Source organism: Actinoallomurus sp. NPDC050550 (assembly GCF_040655075.1).
Taxonomy (GTDB): domain Bacteria; phylum Actinomycetota; class Actinomycetes; order Streptosporangiales; family Streptosporangiaceae; genus Actinoallomurus.
Genome location: NZ_JBFAJC010000007.1, coordinates 166,535 through 185,701, shown reverse-complemented (window position 1 = coordinate 185,701; position 19,167 = coordinate 166,535). Strand labels below are relative to the sequence as shown.

Below are 19,167 nucleotides of genomic sequence, written 5' to 3'. Positions count from 1 at the left end.
AGGCCCCGAGGTCAGAGTGAGGTGGCGCCGCCCTGGCGTTTGCGGCGCTCGTTGAAGTCCCGCATGCGCTGCGGATAGCCGGTGATCTGCACGTCGTACACCGGGAGTCGCAGGTCGCGGGCGACCTTGTGGATGACCTGCGGGGAGCCGACCCGGCGCCGGGTCCATTCGCCGTCGGCGGCGATCGCCACGGCCGTGGTGTCGGTGGCGAACGTCTCCGGCTCGACGTAGAACTCCACGCCTCTGCGGCTGCGGGCGAACGCCATCAGCGACTCGATGTCGGCGTTCGTCGCCTCCCGGTCGAGCATGGTGACCCTGTTCCCCCGCCAGCGGCGAATCCCGAAGCGATCGCCCCACCTCATCGGACGTCCTCCCCAAGAACCCGTTGCGATCCTCTCGTCCGTCGCCTGACGGCCTCCGGAGCCGGATCGCGCGATTCGTCACGTCTCTAACGCCCGATCCATCGTGCAGGGTTCCAAACGATGGCACCATGCGCTTGTCGGCATTTGACCGACTCGAGATCACTAAAGCAAATATCGCATTAAGGTGTGCCCTGTCGTGCGTAGATCGCGAATCGGGGGTTCGGTGGGCTTCGTCATTCCGTCGAGGATCGCCCGATCGGGTAATGGGCGCGTCGCGCCGCGTCGCAAGGGCATCGCCATCGCCGCGGTCGTGCTGGGGCTGGGCTGGCTCAGCGGCCTTGGTGCGCACCCCACCGTGGCCTCCTCCGCGCAGGGAGCGCCGACCGGCGCCGCCCGCCCCACGCCGGCACGGCCGCCCGCCGGGCCGGACCTGCGGCGTGTCACCGGCGGCTCCGGAGCGGCCGCGCGTCCGGCCGCCGACCTGGCCACCCGCCTCCGCTCCTTCTCCTGGCCGCCGCGAGCCGCCGCGTCCCCCGCCGCGCGTCCCAGGGTCGACTGCCACAAGGTCAAGTGCATCGCGCTCACGTTCGACGACGGCCCCGGCCCGTACACCGCCAAGCTGCTCGACATGCTCGCCGCCCGTCACGTCAAGGCCACGTTCTTCCTGATCGGCGGCAGCATCCGCGGCCGGGAGGCGCTCGTGCGGCGCGAACTCGCCGAGGGCCACGCGATCGGCGACCACAGCTGGACGCATCCGCAGCTCAGTGCGATGTCCGACGGCGCGGTCAGGTCGGAGTTGGTGCGCACGCTCGGCGAGATCCGCCGGGCCACCGGCGGCGGTACACCGCTGATGCGCCCGCCGTACGGCGCCACGAACCGGCGCGTGGCCGCGGTGACGCGCCACATGGGCATGGCGCAGATCCTCTGGAGCGTCGACACGAACGACTGGCTGGACCGGAACTCGGCGATCGTCGCCCACCGGGCCGTCAGCTGGGCCCGGCCGGGCGACATCATCCTCATGCACGACATCCACCCCACGACGGTGAACGCCGTGCCCAAGATCCTGGTCGGCCTGGCCCACCGCGGCTTCACGTTCGTGACGGTGCCGGAGCTGTTCGGCGGCCGTCCTCTCAAACCCGGTCAGGTGTACTTCGACGGGCCTGTCCCCCAGCGGAAGAGCCCGCACGAGCAGTCGGCGTCCCACCCGAAGGGCCAGGGAGGAACGGCCGCACCGCCCGGCGCGGGGAACCCCGCCCTGCCGCCCGGGTCGCCCGCCACCCCCGCACCGGGCGCGCCGTCCGGAGGCTGACGTGCCGTACTCGGGTTGACCTCAGGGACCGATCAGGGGTCTCCCCGATGGCTCTGGAAGCCGGCGCGGAGCACGATCGAGTTATGACCACCTCCGTACCGCCCGGCGCGCTGCGCGTCTCCACGACCGAACGTGAGCCGATCGTCGACCGGCTGCAGCAGGCCTTCGCCGAAGGCCGCATCGACAAGGAAGAACTCGACCTGCGGCTGCATCTCGCCATGACCGCGCGGACGCGTGCCGACCTGGACGCGGTCCTGGCGGACCTGGCCCCCGTGCCCGCGGGACCCGCCGCGCGCGCCGTGTCGATGCCGGTCGGTGAGCCGACCGCCGAGCAGCGGGTGCTGGCCGCGCTCGCGCACGTCCTCGGCGGCACGACGCTCTTCCTCGGGCCGCTGGTCATGCTGTGCACGACCGCCCGCCGCTCGCCGTACGTCCGCGCTCACATCGTGACGGCGCTCAACTTCCAGCTCACGCTGCTGATCCTCACGGTCGTGACGCTCGGCGTCGGGGCGATCGCGTACGCCGTCAGCTGGATCGTGTGCGGGGTGGCCGCGCTGCTCGGGCTCGCGGGAACGCCGTTCCGCTATCCCTTCACGCTTCGGCTGGTGCGCTGACGCCCGAGGCCGACGGCGCTGGGTGGTCGGGCTCGAGGGCGGGCAGGCCGTCGATGCTCGCGCCGTTGCGCTCGACGCGCGGCGCCCATTCCTCGGGGGCCCGGCGGCCGTGCTGGTCGTCGAGCAGGGGCCGCTCCCCGGCGAGCTCCATGAACGGGACCGAGTAACCGCAGGAGTCGGCGATGCGCTCGACGTCGACCACGATGATGGTCCGCGTGCCGGGGTGTCCTCCGAAGCGGCCGATGAGCGAGGCCCACTCCGGGGCGTCCGGCCGTACGACGCGCCCGGAGCCGTACAGGCGCAAGATCTTGGGCTGCCGATCGAACGAGCAGAACATGATGGTGATCCGGCCGTTGTCGCGCAGGTGCGCGATCGTCTCCGAGCCGCTGCCGTACAGGTCGAGGTAGGCCACCGTCAGGTCGTCCAGGATCGCGAAGGTGTCGCGGTAGCCCTTGGGGGAGACGTTGACGTGGCCGCCCGCCGCCGGGGCGGTCGCCACGAAGAACATCGGCTGCGCCGCGATGAAGGCACGAAGCCGCTCGTCGATGCGTTCGTAGAGCTTCCCCATGGGCGCCGCCCCTCGCGTCCTACACCGCCGCCGAATCCGACACTACACGCGCCCTGGCTGTAACGACCTGGACGGTGGTGAGAAGATCGACCGGTGACAGGTCACCACAGCGCGGTCGAGAAGCTCCTGGCCTCCTACCGGGCCATCCCCGAGGGCACCCCGGTCCGGCTGGCGAAACGCACCTCGAACCTGTTCCGTTTCCGCGACGAGATCCAGGCCCCCGGCCTGGACGTGAGCGGCTTCGACAAGGTCCTCAGCGTCGATCCCGAGGCCCGGGTCGCCGACGTGCAGGGCATGACGACGTACGAGGACCTGGTCGACGCGACGCTGCCGTACGGGCTGATGCCGCTGGTCGTGCCGCAGCTGAAGACCATCACCCTGGGCGGCGCGGTCACCGGGCTCGGCATCGAGTCGTCGTCGTTCCACCACGGTCTGCCGCACGAGTCGGTCCTGGAGATGGAGATCCTCACCGGCTCGGGTCAGGTCGTCGTCGCGACCCCGGACAACGAGCACCGCGACCTGTTCTACGCGTTCCCCAACTCGTACGGCACGCTCGGATACACCCTGCGGCTGAAGATTCGGCTGCAGCCCGTCAAGCCGTACGTCGCGTTGTGGCACGTGCGGTTCTCCTCCGCCCGGGAGTGCGCGGAGGCCATCGACGAGCTCGGCGCGCAGGCGGACTTCATCGACGGCACGGTGTTCGGCGGGGACGAGGTGTATCTCACGCTCGGCAGGTTCGCCGACACGGCCGAGCGCGTCTCCGACTACACCGGGCAGGACATCTACTACCGCTCGATACGCGACCGCTACGTCACGGCGCGCTGGCTGCGGCCGGACGGTCCGCCGACCGACGTGCTGACCACGCACGACTACCTCTGGCGCTGGGACACCGACTGGTTCTGGTGCTCGCGGGCGTTCGGCGTCCAGAACCCCCTGATACGCCGGGCGTGGCCGGCGTCCAAGAAACGCTCCGACGTCTACCGTCGCTTGGTCGCCCTCGACAAGCGACTGCAGACGTCGGCACGGGTCGACCGCTGGCTGGGTCGCCCGCCGCGGGAGGACGTCATCCAGGACGTCGAGGTGCCGGTGGAGCGGCTGCCGGACTTCCTGGACTTCTTCCACCGCGAGATCGGCATGAGCCCGGTGTGGCTCTGCCCGCTGCGGGCACAGGACAAGTGGCCGCTGTACCCCCTGGAGCCCGGGCGGACGTACGTCAACGTGGGCTTCTGGGGAACGGTGCCGCAGAAGCCCGGCCGACTACCCGAACACCACAACCGGCTGATCGAGCGCGAGGTCGCCCGCCTCGACGGCCACAAATCGCTGTACTCGACGGCCTTCTACACCCGCGAGGACTTCTGGCGGTACTACGACGGCACGACGTACCAGCGGCTGAAGGAGGAATACGACCCGGACCGACGGCTGCTGGATCTCTACGACAAAACCGTACGAGGCAGGTGAGCATGAAGCTGGCGGAGGCATTCGAGCGTGTCGTCGGTCGCGATGCGCAGGTGGAGTTCCGGGCCTATGACGAGAGCCGTGCGGGCGCTCTCGGCGCGGACATCAGGGTGGAGGTGAAGTCGCCGTACGCGATCTCCTACCTCGCGCACGCGCCGGGCGCGCTCGGGCTGGCGCGGGCGTACGTCGCGGGGCACCTCGACATCATCGGGGACATGCATACGGCGCTGTACCGGATGCAGTCGGCGCTGGGGGAGCTGACGTGGGCCGACAAGACGACGCTGCTGCGCGGCATCCTGCGCGACCCGCTGCTGCGCGCCGCCGCGCTGAAGCGCCTCGACCCGCCGCCACAGGAGGTCCGGCCCGCCCGGGTGCCGCTGCTGTCGGGCCTGCGGCATTCGAAGCGCCGTGACGCCAAGGCGATCTCCCATCACTACGACGTCTCGAACACCTTCTACGAGTGGGTGCTCGGCCCGTCGATGGCCTACACCTGTGCGTGCTTCCCGTCGGAGGACGCGACGCTGGAACAGGCGCAGTTCAACAAGTTCGACCTCGTCGCCCGCAAGCTCGGACTGCGCACGGGCATGCGGCTGCTCGACGTCGGCTGCGGCTGGGGCGGCATGGTCATGCACGCCGCGCGCGAGTACGGCGTGAAGGCGCTCGGCGTGACGCTGTCCAAGCAGCAGGCCGAGTGGGCGCAGAAGGCGATCGCCGAGGCCGGGCTGTCGGAGCTCGCCGAGGTCCGCCACCTCGACTACCGGGACGTCACCGAGGGCGACTTCGACGCCGTCAGCTCGATCGGCCTGACCGAGCACATCGGCAAGGCCAACGTCCCCGGCTACTTCTCCTTCCTGTACGGCAAGCTGAAGCCCGGCGGGCGGATGCTCAACCACTGCATCACCCGTCCCGACGACAGTGAGCCGTCGATCCGGGAGGAAGGCTTCATCAACCGGTACGTCTTCCCCGACGGCGAGCTCGAGGGGCCGGGCTGGCTGATCTCGCGGATGAACGACGCGGGGTTCGAGATCCGGCACGAGGAGAACCTCCGTGAGCACTACGCGAAGACCCTCACCGGCTGGTGCCGCAACCTCGACGACCACTGGGACGAGGCCGTCGCCGAGGTGGGGGAGGGCACCGCTCGCGTGTGGCGGCTGTACATGGCCGGCTCGCGGCTCGGCTTCGACCTCAACTGGATCCAGCTGCACCAGGTCCTCGGCGTCAAACTGCACGACGACGGAGGCTCCGGCATGCCGTTGCGGCCCTCGTTCGAGCCGCCGACGGCCGGCTGACCCGCGGTGACGTGCGGTCGCGGCACGCGCCGCGACCGCCGTCTCTCTGCGGGCGGAGCATCGGCGGTCGGCTTCGTCGCCCCGTTCGCGGATGATGTCCTGCCCTGGCCGGGTTCGCCGAAGACGGTGACGTCGGGGCGACGGCGGCTTAACGTCGGCTCATGGCGGAGATCGCGACGATTCGTGCGAACGATCTGACCTTCGGCTACCTGGAGGCCGGTAGCGGGCCGCTCGCCCTGTGCCTGCACGGCTTTCCCGATTCGGCGCACACGTGGCGGCACTTGATGCCCGCGCTGGCCGACGCCGGCTACCACGCGGTCGCGCCGTTCCTGCGCGGGTACGCGCCCACGGAGGTGCCGAAGGACGGCGCCTACCAGACCGGCGCGCTGGCGGCGGACGCGAACGCCCTGCACGAGGCCTTCGGCGGGGACGCCGACGCCGTGCTCATCGGGCACGACTGGGGCGCCGCCGCGACGTACGCCGCGGTCTCGGCGGCGCCGGAGCGCTGGCGGCGCGCGGTGGCCATGGCGGTCCCGCCGTTCGGTGCGCTGCTGTCGGCGTTCTTCGACTACGCGCAGCTCAAACGGTCCTTCTACATATTCCTCTTCCAGACGCCGCTGGCCGAGACGGCCGTGCTAACGGGGGACATGGCGTTCCTGGACGGCCTGTGGGCGGACTGGTCGCCCGGCTACGACGCGACCCGCGACGTCGCGTACGCCAAGGAGTGCCTGCGCGACCCGGAGAACCTCGCCGCCGCCATCGGCTACTACCGGGCGATGCTCGACCCGTCGCGGCACGTCCCCGCGTACGCCGCCGTGCAGGAGGCGGCCGAGCGCGTCGGCGAGCGGCCGGCGCTCTATCTGCACGGCGCGGCCGACGGCTGCCTGGCCGCGCCGTCGGCGACGGACGTGGAGGCCCATCTCCCGCCCGGGTCGGTGGCGCGGATCGTCTCGGACGTCGGTCACTTCCTTCACCTGGAGAGGCCGGCCGAGGTGAACCGGCTGATCCTCGACTGGCTGGACGCCTGACGGACGCTCGTCGTCACCATCGCCTGCGGCGTAAGTGGCCACTTTGGCAGAATGGAGCAGAATGCGATTCTAATGGTGAGGGGTGGCGGATGACGGTGGAGAAGACCCGGCCCGACGGGATCGATCTGACCGAATGGGAGTTCTGGGAACGTCCGCTCGAGGAGCGTCACGCGTTGTTCCGGACGCTGCGGAGGTTGCCGCGGCCGGCGTTCTTCCGCGAACCGGAGATGTCGTTCTTGCCCACTGGACCCGGTTACTACGCGCTGGTGAGCCACGCGGACGTCGTGGAGGCGTCGCGCCGGCCGGCCGACTTCTGCTCCGGGCAGGGCGCGATCAACATCAATGACATGCCGGCCGACCTCGGCGAGTACTTCGGCTCCATGATCAACATGGACGATCCGCGGCACGCCAAGATCCGCCGGATCGTCTCGCGCGCGTTCTCGCCGCGCATGATCCAGCGGTTCGAGGACCAGGTGCAGGCCACCGCCGGGCAGGTCGTCGAGGAGGTCCTGGCCAAGGGCGCCGGCGACTTCGTGACCGACGTCGCCGCCCGGCTTCCCTTGAAGATCATCTGTGACCTGATGGGGATCGACGAGAGGCACTACAAGACCGTCTTCGACAACACCAACGTCATCCTCGCCGGCGCCGACCCCGAGTTCGTCCCGGACGACCCCGACCAGGTCGCGCTCCAGCTCCTCGAGGCCGGGCAGACCCTGAAGGATCTCGTCGAGGAGGTCGGCCGGCGGCGCCGCGACGAGCCGACCGGCGACCTCATCTCGGCCCTGGTCAACGCGAACATCGACGGCGAGTCGCTGACCGACCAGGAGCTCGGGTCCTTCTTCATCCTCCTGGTCGTCGCCGGCAACGAGACCACGCGCAACGCCATCGCGCACGGCCTGCACCTGCTCACCACCAATCCGGAGCAGCGGGCACTCCTCGCCTCGGACTTCGAGCGGTACATCCCGGGCGCCGTCGAGGAGATCGTGCGGTACGCCTCGCCGGTGATCTGGATGCGGCGCACCGCGACCCGCGACACCGAGCTGAACGGCCATGAGTTCAAGGCCGGGGACAAGCTGCTGCTGTACTACTGGGCGGCCAACCGGGACGAGGCCGTCTTCACCGACCCGGAGGTCTTCGACATCACCCGGGATCCCAACCCGCACGTGGGCTTCGGCGGCCCGGGTCCGCATTTCTGCCTCGGCGCGCACCTGGCCCGCAGGGAGGTCACCGTGATGTTCCGCGAGCTTTTCCAGCGGGCTCCGGGCATTCGCGCCACCGGCGAGCCGGACCGCCTGCTGTCCAACTTCATCAACGGCATCAAGCACCTGCCCTACACCGTCTGACGCGTGACCCCGGTACGGCGCCGCCGTTGGCGCGGCGCCGTACCCGTGATCGCTATCATGTTATCTTGGTAACATGGTAACAGTTGAGCGTGTCCAGACGGGGCTGCGGATCGAGCGCAACACCCTGAAGGTCCTCAAAGCGCTCGCCGAGTATCTCGACATGCCCCTCGGTGAGCTGGTCGAAGGCGTCGTCCTGCACGCCTTCGAGGGAAAGGCGCCCTTCTCCCCGGAGACACTGCGAAAGATCGAGCAGCTCACGTCGGTGTACGGTCTGACGCTGACCGCAGCCGACGCGCACCGGCTGGAGGAGAAATGACGGCCGGCGGCGCGGATCCGGCCCCCGCCGTGGAGGGAGCGCGGCACCGTCTCACCGGCGCGATCCGCGTCGGCCTTCCCCCTGAGGAGGCCTTCCGTCTGTTCACCCCGGTCGGCGAACGAGACTGGGTCGACGGCTGGGACCCTCGCTTCCCGGCACCGGCCGAGGACGACACCGCGCCGGGCACGGCGTTCGAGACGGCGGCCCACGGCCGGGTGACCACCTGGGTGGTCACGGCCCGCGAGCCCGGACGCACCGTCTCGTACGCCCGCGTCACCCCCGGCGTCCACGCCGGGACCGTGTCCGTCGTCCTGGACGGCGCGGACGGCCCCGGAACGCGGGTGACGGTCACCTACGAACTCACCGCGCTGACCGAGGCCGCGCAGGATGAGCTCCGCCACTTCGCCGCCGGTTACCCGGACTTCCTCCGGTCCTGGAAGCGGGCCATCGACCTCGCGCTGGGACTCTGACGCCGGCGTCACCAGGGGAGTGGGCCGTCGTCGCCGAAGAAGGAGCCGGTCGGCCCGCCGAGACTCTGATCCGGGTCGCGGGAGACCGGGAGAGACCCGCGGAAGCCGGGATCAGCGGCCCCCCTTCCCTGCCGTGTTCGCTCGGTGACCACAAATCGCCCGGTGTCCTTGCGTCTGCGATAGTCTTGAGGTATGCGATCTCGGCTGCTCCTCAGCCGGCCGCGTTGACCCGAGACGTCGACGCGGCAGCCCCTCCTGCGTGAGGGGCGTTCTCATGCAAGGGGCACGGTTCACCGCCAGCCGAAGCCGTGCGAATCAGACGAGGAATCCATGACAGGCGCCGACGAGAACTACGACCCACGGACGATCCAGGACAAGTGGCAGTCCCGGTGGGAACAGCTGAAGCCCTTCGCCGCGAGCGAGGACCCCGGTGACGAGCGGCCTCGCAAGTACGCGCTGGACATGTTCCCGTACCCCTCCGGCGATCTTCACATGGGTCACGCCGAGGCGTTCGCGATCGGCGACGTCATCGCCCGCTACTGGCTGCAGAAGGGGTACAACGTCCTGCACCCCATCGGCTGGGACTCCTTCGGCCTGCCGGCCGAGAACGCCGCGATCAAGCGCAACTCCCACCCCGCCGAGTGGACGTACACCAACATCGACACCCAGGCGGAGTCGTTCAAGCGGTACGGGATCTCCTTCGACTGGTCGCGCCGGCTGCACACCTCCGACCCGGAGTACTACCGCTGGAACCAGTGGCTGTTCCTGCGCTTCTACGAGCGCGGCCTGGCCTACCGCAAGGGCGGGCAGGTCAACTGGTGCCCCAAGGACCAGACGGTGCTGGCCAACGAGCAGGTCGTCAACGGGCACTGTGAGCGGTGCGGCACGCTGGTCGAGAAGCGCGTTCTGACGCAGTGGTACTTCAAGATCACCGAGTACGCCGACCGGCTGCTGACCGACATGGCGGATCTGGAGTGGCCCGAGCGGGTGCTGCTGATGCAGCGCAACTGGATCGGCCGCTCGGAGGGCGCCGACGTCGCCTTCCAGATCGAGGGGCGCGCGGAGCCGGTCACCGTCTACACGACCCGGCCGGACACCCTGTTCGGCGCGACGTTCTTCGTCGTCGCCGCGGACGCCGCGCTGGCCGATGAGATTTGCGCGCCGGAACAGCGCGCCGAGTTCGAGGCCTACCGCGAGGCCGTGGGGCGCGAGTCGGAGATCGAGCGGCTGTCCGCGGACCGGGAGAAGACCGGCGTCTTCCTGGGCCGCTACGCGATCAACCCGGTGAACGGCGAGCGCATCCCCGTGTGGGCCTCCGACTACGTCCTGGCGGAGTACGGCCACGGCGCGATCATGGCGGTGCCCGCCCACGACCAGCGCGACCTGGACTTCGCCCGCAAGTTCGGCCTGCCGGTCCGCATCGTCGTCCAGACGGGGGAGCAGGACCCGGCCGAGACCGGGGTCGCCACCCCCGGCGAGGGCGAGCTGGTCAACTCCGGGCCGCTGGACGGCATGACCAAGTCCGCCGCCATCCCGCGGATCGTCGAGGTCCTGGAGGAGAAGGGCCTGGGCAAGGCCTCCGTCAACTACCGGCTGCGCGACTGGCTGATCTCCCGGCAGCGGTTCTGGGGCACGCCGATCCCGATCATCCACTGCGACGCGTGCGGCGAGGTCCCCGTCCCCGACGAGCAGCTGCCGGTGCGCCTGCCGGACGACCTGCGCGGCGCCGACCTGGCGCCGAAGGGCGTGTCGCCGCTGGCGGCGGCCCACGACTGGGTGAACGTCGAATGCCCCAAGTGTGGCGGTCCGGCCAAGCGCGACACCGACACGATGGACACCTTCGTCGACTCGTCCTGGTACTTCCTGCGGTACTGCTCGCCGGACTACACCGACGGGCCGTTCGACGTGGAGAAGGTGCGCCGGTGGATGCCGGCCGACCAGTACACCGGTGGTGTCGAGCACGCCATCCTGCACCTGCTGTACGCGCGGTTCTTCACCAAGGTGCTGTACGACATGGGGATGGTGGACTTCACCGAGCCGTTCAAGCGGCTGGTCAACCAGGGCCAGGTCATTCTGAACGGCTCGTCGATGTCGAAGACGACCGGCAACCTGGTCGACCTGGGCGAGCAGATCGCCGAGTACGGCGTCGACGCCGTGCGGCTGACGATGCTGTTCTCGGGTCCGCCGGAGGACGACATCGACTGGGCCGACGTGTCCCCGTCCGGTTCGGTGAAGTTCCTGGCCCGCGTGTACCGGGTGGCCGCCGACGTGACCTCCGCGCCCGGGGCCGACCCGGCGGCCGGGGACGTCGAGCTGCGCAAGCTGACGCACCGGACGATCGACGAGGTCACCCGGCTGGTCGAGGCGCACCGGTACAACGTCGCGATCGCGCGGATGATGGAGCTGACCTCCGCCGCCCGTAAGGCGATCGATGCCGGCGCGGGCGGCGCCGACCCGGCGGTGCGGGAGGCGGCCGAGACCCTGGCGGTCATGCTGTCGCTGGTCGCGCCGTACACCGCCGAGGAGATCTGGGAGCGGCTGGGCCGTACGGCTCCGGTGACCAGGGCGGGCTGGCCGACGGCCGAGCCCTCGCTGCTGGTCCAGGAGTCGGTCACCTGCGTCGTGCAGGTGGCGGGCAAGGTCCGCGACCGCCTGGAGGTGTCTCCGGACATCGCCGAGGGCGACCTGGAGCGGCTGGCCCTGGACTCGGAGAAGATCCGGGCGGCGCTGGGCGACCGGGGTGTGCGCAAGGTCATCGTGCGCGCCCCGAAGATCGTGAACATCGTGCCCGCCTGACGGGCGAATCCACCCGGGTCGGTGCCCCCCTGGCCGCCGACCCGGGTGGGATCACATCTTGCGCAGGACCGCCACCACGCGACCGAGGATCGTGGCGTCGTCGCCGGGGATCGGGTCGTACGCCGGGTTGTGCGGCATCAGCCAGACCTTGTCGTCGCGCCGCTTGAGGGTCTTGACGGTGGCCTCGCCGTCGATCATCGCGGCGACGATGTCGCCGTTCTCCGCGACGGGCTGCTGACGTACGACGACCCAGTCGCCGTCGGCGATGGCGGCCTCGATCATCGAGTCACCGGTGACGTTCAGCAGGAAGTGCGTGCCCTCGCCGACGAGCTGTCGCGGCAGCGCGAAGACGTCCTCGACGGCCTCCTCGGCGAGGATCGGGCCACCGGCGGCGATGCGGCCGACGAGCGGGACGTACGCGGGGGCGGGGCGCGCCGAGGCCTCCTGGCCGTTGGTGATCTCGTACGCCTCGTGCTCGGACTCGGTGGCGACCGCCGAGGATCCGGGCATGCGGACGACCACCGCGCGCGGCCGGTTCGGGTCGCGCAGCAGGAAGCCCTTGCGCTGCAGTGTCCGGAGCTGGTGGGAGACGCTCGAGGTGCTGGTCAGCCCGACGGCCTCGCCGATCTCGCGCATCGAGGGCGGGTAGCCGCGCCGCTGGACCGAGTCCCTGATCACCTCCAGCACCTTGCGCTGGCGGACCGTCAGCCCGCTCTCGTCGCCTGGGCCGTCCGGCATTTCCCGAACCTTGCTCATGGTGTCTCCGATGGATGTCTTCTGCGGTGACGCGCGGCCGCCGGTATTTCACTCCCGTAGAGGGACGTTATCGCTTCTCCGGGAAATGATCAAACAGGTGTTCGAAAAATGTGGAATTTTACGGTCCGGGCCTATGTCGGCTTTAGCTCGTACATGTGTTCGATAATAATTCCTGTCCGGCCGTTGGTGAAGGGCGGATGTCATCGCCGGGCCACTGTCGTACGGGCGGCGCTCCGAAGGGGGTGGTCGCCGTCGTGTGCCCGGGCGGGACATGGCAGGCTTGGGAGTCAGGGGTGCGCCCGCGCGAAAGCGCCGGCGCAATGTGATCCACTTCACCGTTCCGGCCGTCGGCGGCGTCTCCGCAGGTCGATGAGGGTGAGGCGTGCCATGGCGGCGGATCGTCGCGTCCGGCGGAGGGCGCGACACGCCGGTGGGGGCCGCGGATCTCCTCGTAGGCGGGCTCTTCGCGCCGGGTGCCTCATGTGGGTTGCGATGCCCTCGGTCGGGCTCTACGGTTGGACCACAACATCTAGTAGTTACATGGATGTAGTTCACCATAAGTTGTGGTTACAAGGTGAGGTTCGCGTAGAAGACGCGTGACTCGCTGTCAGGGGAGGAGTCCGGAGGCATGCACTGCCCGTTCTGCCGACACACCGACAGCAGGGTCATCGACAGCCGGGCGACCGACGACGGATCCGCCATCCGGCGCCGTCGCTCGTGCCCAGAGTGCGGTCGTCGCTTCACCACCCAGGAGACGGTCCTCATGATGGTCGCCAAGCGCAGTGGCGTCACCGAGCCGTTCTCCCGGGAGAAGATCATCGCTGGAGTGCGCCGGGCGTGTCAGGGCCGTCCCGTCAACGAGGACGCGCTCGCCATGCTCGGGCAGCGGGTCGAGGAGGCGATCCGGGCGACCGGAAACGCCGAGATTCCCTCGCACCAGATCGGGCTGGCGATCCTCGGCCCGCTCCGCGAACTGGACGAGGTCGCGTACCTGCGATTCGCCTCCGTATACCGGGGGTTCGAGACGCTCGACGACTTCGCCAAGGAAATCGAATCGCTGCGCGTGGCGTCCGACGGCGACGTCCTGTCCTAGGGCGGCGCCCGCGCCGCGGGCTGTACGGGTAATCCTGGAGGTGGGCCTGGTGTGCCCGAGAAGGGGGATGTCATGACAGAGACGGTGAGCGGCTCAGCCCGACGGGGTAAGGCGAGCCGCAAGGGCGTGAAGATGGAGCGCATCTTCACGCGGCCGGGCGTCCACCCGTACGACGACGTCAAGTGGGAGCGGCGCGACGTCGTCATGACCAACTGGCGCGACGGGTCGGTGAACTTCGAGCAGAAGGGCGTCGAGTTCCCCGCGTCCTGGTCCGTCAACGCGGTCAACATCGTCACGTCGAAGTACTTCCGCGGCGCGGTGGGGACCCCGCAGCGCGAGTGGAGCCTGAAGCAGCTGGTCGACCGGGTCGTCGGGGTCTACACCGAGACCGGCGTCAAGGAGGGCTACTTCGCCTCCGACGAGGACGCCGAGATCTTCGACCACGAGCTGAAGCACGCCCTGGTCAACCAGGTGTTCAGCTTCAACTCGCCGGTCTGGTTCAACGTCGGCACGGCCTCTCCGCAGCAGGTCAGCGCCTGCTTCATCCTGTCGGTGGACGACACGATGGAGGCGATCCTGGACTGGTACAAGGAAGAGGGCGTCATCTTCAAGGGCGGCTCCGGGTCGGGTGTGAACCTCTCCCGCATCCGCTCCAGCAAGGAGCTGCTGTCCTCCGGCGGCACCGCGAGCGGCCCGGTGTCGTTCATGCGCGGCGCCGACGCCTCCGCGGGCACCATCAAGTCCGGTGGCGCGACCCGCAGGGCGGCGAAGATGCTCGTCCTCGACGTCGACCACCCCGACGTCGAGGAGTTCATCGAGACCAAGGCGCGCGAAGAGGACAAGATCCGCGCGCTCCGCGACGCCGGCTTCGACATGGACCTCGGCGGCAAGGACATCGTCAGCGTCCAGTACCAGAACGCCAACAACTCCGTCCGTGTCTCCGACGAGTTCATGCGCGCGGTCGAGTCGGGCGACTCCTTCGGCCTGCGCGCCCGCCGTACGGGCGAGGTCATCGAGCGGGTCGACGCCAAGGGCCTGTTCCGCAAGGTCGCCAAGGCGGCCTGGGAGTGCGCGGACCCGGGCATCCAGTACGACGACACGATCAACGACTGGCACACGAACCCCGAGACCGGGCGTATCACGGCCAGCAACCCGTGCTCGGAGTACATGAGCCTGGACAACTCGTCCTGCAACCTGGCCAGCATCAACCTGCTGAAGTTCCTGGGCGAGGACAACACCTTCGACGTCGCGCGGTTCGTCAAGCTCAGCGAGCTGGTCATCACCGCGATGGACATCTCCATCACGTTCGCGGACTTCCCGACCGAGAAGATCGGCGAGACGACGCGGGCGTACCGGCAGCTCGGCATCGGCTACGCCAACCTCGGCGCGCTGCTGATGGCGACCGGCCACGCGTACGACTCCGAGGGCGGGCGCTCGCTCGCGGGCACCATCACCTCGCTGATGACCGGCGTGGCCTACCGCCGCTCCGCCGAGCTCGCGGCCGCGGTCGGCACGTACGAGGGCTACGCCCGCAACGCCGAGGCGCACAAGCGCGTCATGCGCAAGCACGCCGTCGCCAACGACGAGATCCGCACGCTCGACGAGATGGACAAGTCCATCCACCTCGAGGCCACCAAGCAGTGGCAGCAGTGCCTCAAGCTCGGCGAGAGGAACGGCTACCGCAACGCCCAGGCGTCACTGCTCGCGCCGACCGGCACGATCGGCCTCATGATGGACTGCGACACGACGGGCATCGAGCCCGACCTGGCGCTGGTCAAGTACAAGAAGCTGGTCGGCGGCGGCTCGATGCAGATCGTCAACCAGACCGTGCCGCGCGCCCTCAAGAAGCTCGGCTACCAGCAGGAGCAGATCGAGGCGGTCGTCGAGTACATCGCCGAGCACGGTCACGTCGTCGACGCGCCCGGCCTGCGCACCGAGCACTACGAGGTCTTCGACTGCGCGATGGGCGAGCGGGCCATCAGCCCGATGGGCCACGTGCGGATGATGGCCGCGGTGCAGCCGTTCCTGTCCGGCGCGATCTCCAAGACCGTGAACATGCCGGAGCAGGCCACCGTCGAGGACGTCGAGAAGATCTACTTCGAGGGCTGGAAGCTCGGCCTGAAGGCGCTCGCGATCTACCGCGACAACTGCAAGGTCGGCCAGCCGCTGTCGGTGGCCAAGAAGAAGACCGAGCAGAAGGTCGAGGAGGCGCCGGCCCCGGTCGTCGAGCGCGGCCCGGTCCGTACCCGCCTGCCCAAGCAGCGGTCCGCGACCGTCACCCGGTTCTCCGTCGGCGGCGCCGAGGGCTACATGACCGCCTCCAGCTACCCCGACAACGGGCTCGGCGAGGTGTTCCTCAAGCTCGGCAAGCAGGGCTCCACCCTGGCGGGCGTGATGGACGCCTTCTCGATGGCGATCTCCATCAGCCTCCAGTACGGCGTGCCGCTGGAGACCTGGGTCGACAAGTTCACCAACATGCGGTTCGAGCCGGCGGGCATGACCGACGACCCGGACATCCGCATGGCGACCTCGATGATGGACTACATCTTCCGTCGCCTCGCCCTGGACCACCTGCCGTACGAGACGCGCGCCGAGCTGGGGATCTTCTCCGCCGAGGAGCGCACCGCGCAGGCGGCGGGCCAGGACCCGGCGTCCCTCCACACGGAGGACGACGTCGATCGTGAGTCGCTCGCCCAGTCGGTCCCGGTCGAGCAGCCGAAGGTCAAGGAGCCCGAGCCGCCCGCGGCCGCGCACTCCTCGACCGAGCTGATCGAGAGCCACCAGGGCCGTACGGCTGACGCGCCGCTGTGCCTCACCTGCGGCACGAAGATGCGCCCGGCGGGCAGCTGCTACGTCTGCGAGGGCTGCGGCTCCACCAGCGGCTGCAGCTGAAAACGGGTCAAATTGCAGCTGATCCAACACCCGGGCTGATCGGCTACGGCCATCATGCCTGGTGACGAGGGGGATCCGGAGACGCTCCGGATCCCCCTCGACCTGTTTCTGCGAGTCGGTCCGTCGCGACATAAGTCCTCTCTAGTAGAGGAATAGATGAAATTTAGTGTGAAATAGATCAGAGTCGCCGCTCTCCTGTCTTCTGCGGGCAGGCACGGCGAACTGACCGACGGTGGGCGCCGTCTCTCAGCTATGCGTGGTGGCTGAAGGGTCCGAAGTGGCACTTCGGGGACCGCGCCGGCCTGTTGACCGCGGTCGCCGCGGCAGGCTTTCGCGGGCTCGGCGAGGCACTCGCCGCCGCCGATGCCGGACCGGACGCGTCCGCCCGGTTCACGGCGCTTGGACGGGCCTACCTCCGGTTCGGCCTGGACAATCCGGCACTGTTCGACCTAATGTTCCGCCCGGACCAGCTCCATGCCGACGACCCGAACCTGCAGGCCGCTCAGCAGCAGTCGTTCGCCGTGCTGCGGCAGGCCACGGCCGGCATCAGCGGGCGACCGCAGGAGCCGGAGGCGGCGCAGGAGCTGGCACTGCTGGCCTGGGCGGCCGCCCACGGCCTGGTCGCCCTCGTCCGTGACGGCGCACTGCAGGCGATGGCCGGGACCACCGCACAGGGCACCGCGCGCAGCTGGCGCATTCGCTGGTCGACCGTTTCACGAACGGCATGCGACCGCCCGAGCGCGCCGACTAGACGAAACGCGCAGCGGAAAAAGGGAACCGACCATGGCCGGTTCCCTTCGGCATGTCAGAGGTGATGTGCCGACGCCGGTGGATCGGAACGGTGCTCGGTGCCCTTCTATGCCGCGTGGGCGCGAGCCTGCAGGGAGCGGATGACGCCGATGTCGATCCCGATCTGGTCCGCGAAGGTCCCGGTGTCCCAGTAGGAGCGGATCCCGTCGATGAGGCCTTCGTCGTCGAAATGAAAGAACGATGCCATGTTCATCGAATAGGGCCGGCCGCCCGGAGAGAGGCCCATCGGGTCGGCCACCTCGGACGGGACGGTGAGCGTTCCGGTTTCGACGAACTCGCAGGCCGCGAATCGCCCGTGTGCCACTGTCGAGAGCATCTCCTGGCGAATGTCGGGGATGACGGTCGTGAACACCATCGACCAGACTGGCCGGATGCTCTGCTTGCCGCGAGTGGCCTGCGGACTGGTCGGGAACTGGATGACCACGTCTTCGGCCAGGTACGCCAGCGCCCCCTCGATGTCGTGGTCGCTGTACGCCCGGTGGAATTGGTCGATCTTATCGGTGAGTCGCATGCCCCGGGACAGTAGTGGCACATCTGCCATTTGGCAATCCTGTCAGTTGGCATGGGTGTCAAACGATCGCTACGCTGAGGCCGTGACGGCCAGCAGCGAGGACACCGGCCTGCGGGCGCGCAAGAGGAAGCGCACTCAGGAAGCGATCCTCGATGTCGCTCTGCGCCTCTTCGAGGAGAAGGGGTATGAGGCCGTGTCGGTGGAGGAGATCGCGGCGGTGGCCGATGTCTCGCCGCGGACGTTCTACCGATACTTCCCGGCCAAAGAGGACGTTCTTCTCGGCGGTCAGGGTGTCGAGGAGGCGACCCGTGAGGCGCTGGCCGAGCGCCGACCGGGAGAGACCGATGTCGACTTCGTGGCGCGAGCGATGCTCGCCGGTTTGAGCGCCGGCGATCCGGCTCGCACCTTGCGCGGATACCGCCTGGTCCAGACGGTGCCCGCTCTTCAGGCGCGGATGTTCCAGCTCGTCTGGCGCGGTGGCCAGGAGCATTTCGTGACGGCCCTGCTCGCCGACGGCCCCAGGACCCACGACGCCGAACTGCGTGCCCACGTGCTCACGCACGCCGTCACGGACGCGATGCGTGTCGCCGTCACGTTCTGGCTGGAATCAGGCATGCGTGGCCCTCTCCAACAGGAGTGCGAGAAGGCCCTTTCATTCCTCCATGAGGCGTTCGCCCGGCCAGAGTGACCGGGGCATGGGCTCCGCGGCGGCCCGGCGCCGGAGGCCGACCTGCCGCTCCGCGAAGCCCACCGCCACTGACATGCCCTAGCCCTGAACGGTCGGGCGGATGGTGATCTCGCCGATCTCGACGTCATGGGGCTGTTCGATGGCGAAGGCGACAGCGCGGGCGACCGCTTCCGGCGCGATGGCGAATCCGTCCATCGCGCGGCGGATCTGCTCGCGGTCGTCGGCGTTGTCGACAGAGTCGGTGAGTTCGGTGCGGACGTAGCCCGGCGACACCGCGGTCGTCCGGAGCACGCCATCGGTCGACTCCTGCCGCAGTCCTTCCAGGAGCGTGCGGACGGCGTTCTTGGTCGCGGCGTAGACCGCCTGGGTAGGGACGATCTTCAGGCCGGACGTCGACACCGTGGTCACCAGGTGGCCCTGGCCCTGCCGGCGGAACACGGGCAGGGCGGCGGCGATGCCATGGAGCACCCCGCGCAGGTTGACGTCGATCATCGCGGACCAGCCGTCGACATCGAGGTCGGCCATGGGCCCGATCTTGGCGATGCCGGCGTTGCCTACCAGCACGTCGAGCCGGCCGAACTCCGCCACGGCCCGGTCGACGAGTCGTTCGAGGTCCTCGCGGCGAGCGACGTCGGTGGCGCAGGTGATGGCACGTCCGCCGCGGTCGCGGATGTCCTGGGCGAGCTCGTCGAGGCGCTGGGTCCGGCGCGCGCCGAGGACGACGGCCGCGCCGTGCTCGGCGAGCAGGCGCGCCGTGGCCTCGCCGATGCCGCTGCTCGCTCCGGTGATGGCGACGACCTTGCCGCTGATGGCTGGCATGGGGGATCCCTCCAAAGTAAAGTGGACACATGTCCGCATAGCTTCGAA

At 69.2% G+C, this 19,167-nt stretch carries 18 protein-coding genes; 13 read left to right on the top strand and 5 right to left on the bottom strand.

Going from position 1 to position 19,167, the window contains the following annotated elements:
- Window positions 1-11: 11 nt before the first annotated feature.
- The gene (locus AB0I04_RS12865; protein ID WP_360882897.1) at window positions 12-362 is read right to left on the bottom strand and encodes a hypothetical protein; all 351 of its coding nucleotides are present in this window, start codon (window positions 360-362) and stop codon (window positions 12-14) included.
- A 196-nt stretch (window positions 363-558) separates the two neighbouring features.
- Between AB0I04_RS12865 and AB0I04_RS12860 the strand changes: the two genes are divergently transcribed.
- Window positions 559-1,671, top strand: a complete 1,113-nt coding sequence (locus tag AB0I04_RS12860) for a polysaccharide deacetylase family protein (protein WP_360882895.1) — start codon at window positions 559-561, stop codon at window positions 1,669-1,671.
- An 83-nt stretch (window positions 1,672-1,754) separates the two neighbouring features.
- Complete coding sequence (locus AB0I04_RS12855; RefSeq protein ID WP_360882892.1) at window positions 1,755-2,285, top strand: DUF1707 and DUF4870 domain-containing protein; 531 nt, start codon at window positions 1,755-1,757, stop codon at window positions 2,283-2,285.
- Here the strand turns inward: AB0I04_RS12855 and AB0I04_RS12850 are convergent.
- Entirely contained in the window at window positions 2,263-2,853 is a 591-nt protein-coding gene (locus AB0I04_RS12850) for a pyridoxamine 5'-phosphate oxidase family protein (RefSeq protein WP_360882889.1), read from the bottom strand. The genes AB0I04_RS12855 and AB0I04_RS12850 overlap by 23 nt on opposite strands.
- A gap of 93 nt (window positions 2,854-2,946) precedes the next feature.
- On the opposite strand from AB0I04_RS12850, the gene AB0I04_RS12845 reads away from it, so the two are divergent.
- The 7 genes from AB0I04_RS12845 to leuS all read left to right on the top strand — a co-directional run bounded on the left by AB0I04_RS12845 (window position 2,947) and on the right by leuS (window position 11,550).
- On the top strand, window positions 2,947-4,311 hold the full coding sequence (locus tag AB0I04_RS12845) for an FAD-binding oxidoreductase (protein ID WP_360882886.1): 1,365 nt from the start codon (window positions 2,947-2,949) through the stop codon (window positions 4,309-4,311).
- A gap of 2 nt (window positions 4,312-4,313) precedes the next feature.
- Window positions 4,314-5,597, top strand: a complete 1,284-nt coding sequence (locus AB0I04_RS12840; RefSeq protein ID WP_360883189.1) for a class I SAM-dependent methyltransferase — start codon at window positions 4,314-4,316, stop codon at window positions 5,595-5,597.
- A 161-nt stretch (window positions 5,598-5,758) separates the two neighbouring features.
- On the top strand, window positions 5,759-6,625 hold the full coding sequence (locus AB0I04_RS12835; RefSeq protein WP_360882883.1) for an alpha/beta hydrolase: 867 nt from the start codon (window positions 5,759-5,761) through the stop codon (window positions 6,623-6,625).
- Between the two features lie 89 nt (window positions 6,626-6,714).
- The gene (locus AB0I04_RS12830; protein WP_360882880.1) at window positions 6,715-7,968 is read left to right on the top strand and encodes a cytochrome P450; all 1,254 of its coding nucleotides are present in this window, start codon (window positions 6,715-6,717) and stop codon (window positions 7,966-7,968) included.
- Between the two features lie 73 nt (window positions 7,969-8,041).
- Window positions 8,042-8,284 carry a hypothetical protein gene (locus tag AB0I04_RS12825; protein ID WP_360882877.1) on the top strand — a complete coding sequence of 81 codons (243 nt, stop codon included), beginning with the start codon at window positions 8,042-8,044 and terminating at the stop codon, window positions 8,282-8,284.
- Window positions 8,281-8,754: an SRPBCC family protein gene (locus tag AB0I04_RS12820; RefSeq protein WP_360882874.1), complete on the top strand. Its 474-nt coding sequence runs from the start codon at window positions 8,281-8,283 to the stop codon at window positions 8,752-8,754. The genes AB0I04_RS12825 and AB0I04_RS12820 overlap by 4 nt, the downstream gene beginning before the upstream one ends.
- Window positions 8,755-9,084: 330 nt before the next feature.
- The gene (leuS, locus tag AB0I04_RS12815) at window positions 9,085-11,550 is read left to right on the top strand and encodes a leucine--tRNA ligase (protein ID WP_360882871.1); all 2,466 of its coding nucleotides are present in this window, start codon (window positions 9,085-9,087) and stop codon (window positions 11,548-11,550) included.
- 51 nt (window positions 11,551-11,601) lie between these two features.
- Here leuS and lexA read toward each other — a convergent pair whose 3' ends face one another.
- On the bottom strand, window positions 11,602-12,306 hold the full coding sequence (gene lexA / locus AB0I04_RS12810) for a transcriptional repressor LexA (RefSeq protein ID WP_360882869.1): 705 nt from the start codon (window positions 12,304-12,306) through the stop codon (window positions 11,602-11,604).
- Between the two features lie 628 nt (window positions 12,307-12,934).
- On the opposite strand from lexA, the gene nrdR reads away from it, so the two are divergent.
- The 3 genes from nrdR to AB0I04_RS12795 all read left to right on the top strand — a co-directional run bounded on the left by nrdR (window position 12,935) and on the right by AB0I04_RS12795 (window position 17,106).
- On the top strand, window positions 12,935-13,399 hold the full coding sequence (gene nrdR / locus AB0I04_RS12805) for a transcriptional regulator NrdR (protein WP_360882866.1): 465 nt from the start codon (window positions 12,935-12,937) through the stop codon (window positions 13,397-13,399).
- Window positions 13,400-13,471: 72 nt separating this feature from the next.
- Window positions 13,472-16,291 carry a vitamin B12-dependent ribonucleotide reductase gene (locus AB0I04_RS12800; RefSeq protein ID WP_360882863.1) on the top strand — a complete coding sequence of 940 codons (2,820 nt, stop codon included), beginning with the start codon at window positions 13,472-13,474 and terminating at the stop codon, window positions 16,289-16,291.
- A 305-nt stretch (window positions 16,292-16,596) separates the two neighbouring features.
- Entirely contained in the window at window positions 16,597-17,106 is a 510-nt protein-coding gene (locus AB0I04_RS12795) for a TetR-like C-terminal domain-containing protein (protein ID WP_360882860.1), read from the top strand.
- Window positions 17,107-17,147: 41 nt separating this feature from the next.
- Here the strand turns inward: AB0I04_RS12795 and AB0I04_RS12790 are convergent, their stop codons facing one another.
- Window positions 17,148-17,612: a nuclear transport factor 2 family protein gene (locus AB0I04_RS12790; RefSeq protein ID WP_360882857.1), complete on the bottom strand. Its 465-nt coding sequence runs from the start codon at window positions 17,610-17,612 to the stop codon at window positions 17,148-17,150.
- Window positions 17,613-17,694: 82 nt separating this feature from the next.
- Here AB0I04_RS12790 and AB0I04_RS12785 point away from each other — a divergent pair, with 82 nt between their 5' ends.
- Window positions 17,695-18,300, top strand: a complete 606-nt coding sequence (locus AB0I04_RS12785; protein ID WP_360882854.1) for a TetR family transcriptional regulator — start codon at window positions 17,695-17,697, stop codon at window positions 18,298-18,300.
- A 78-nt stretch (window positions 18,301-18,378) separates the two neighbouring features.
- On the opposite strand, the gene AB0I04_RS12780 is transcribed toward AB0I04_RS12785, so the two are convergent.
- A complete protein-coding gene (locus AB0I04_RS12780) occupies window positions 18,379-19,119 on the bottom strand; it encodes an SDR family oxidoreductase (RefSeq protein WP_360882851.1) in 741 nt (246 codons plus the stop codon).
- Window positions 19,120-19,167: the final 48 nt, after the last annotated feature.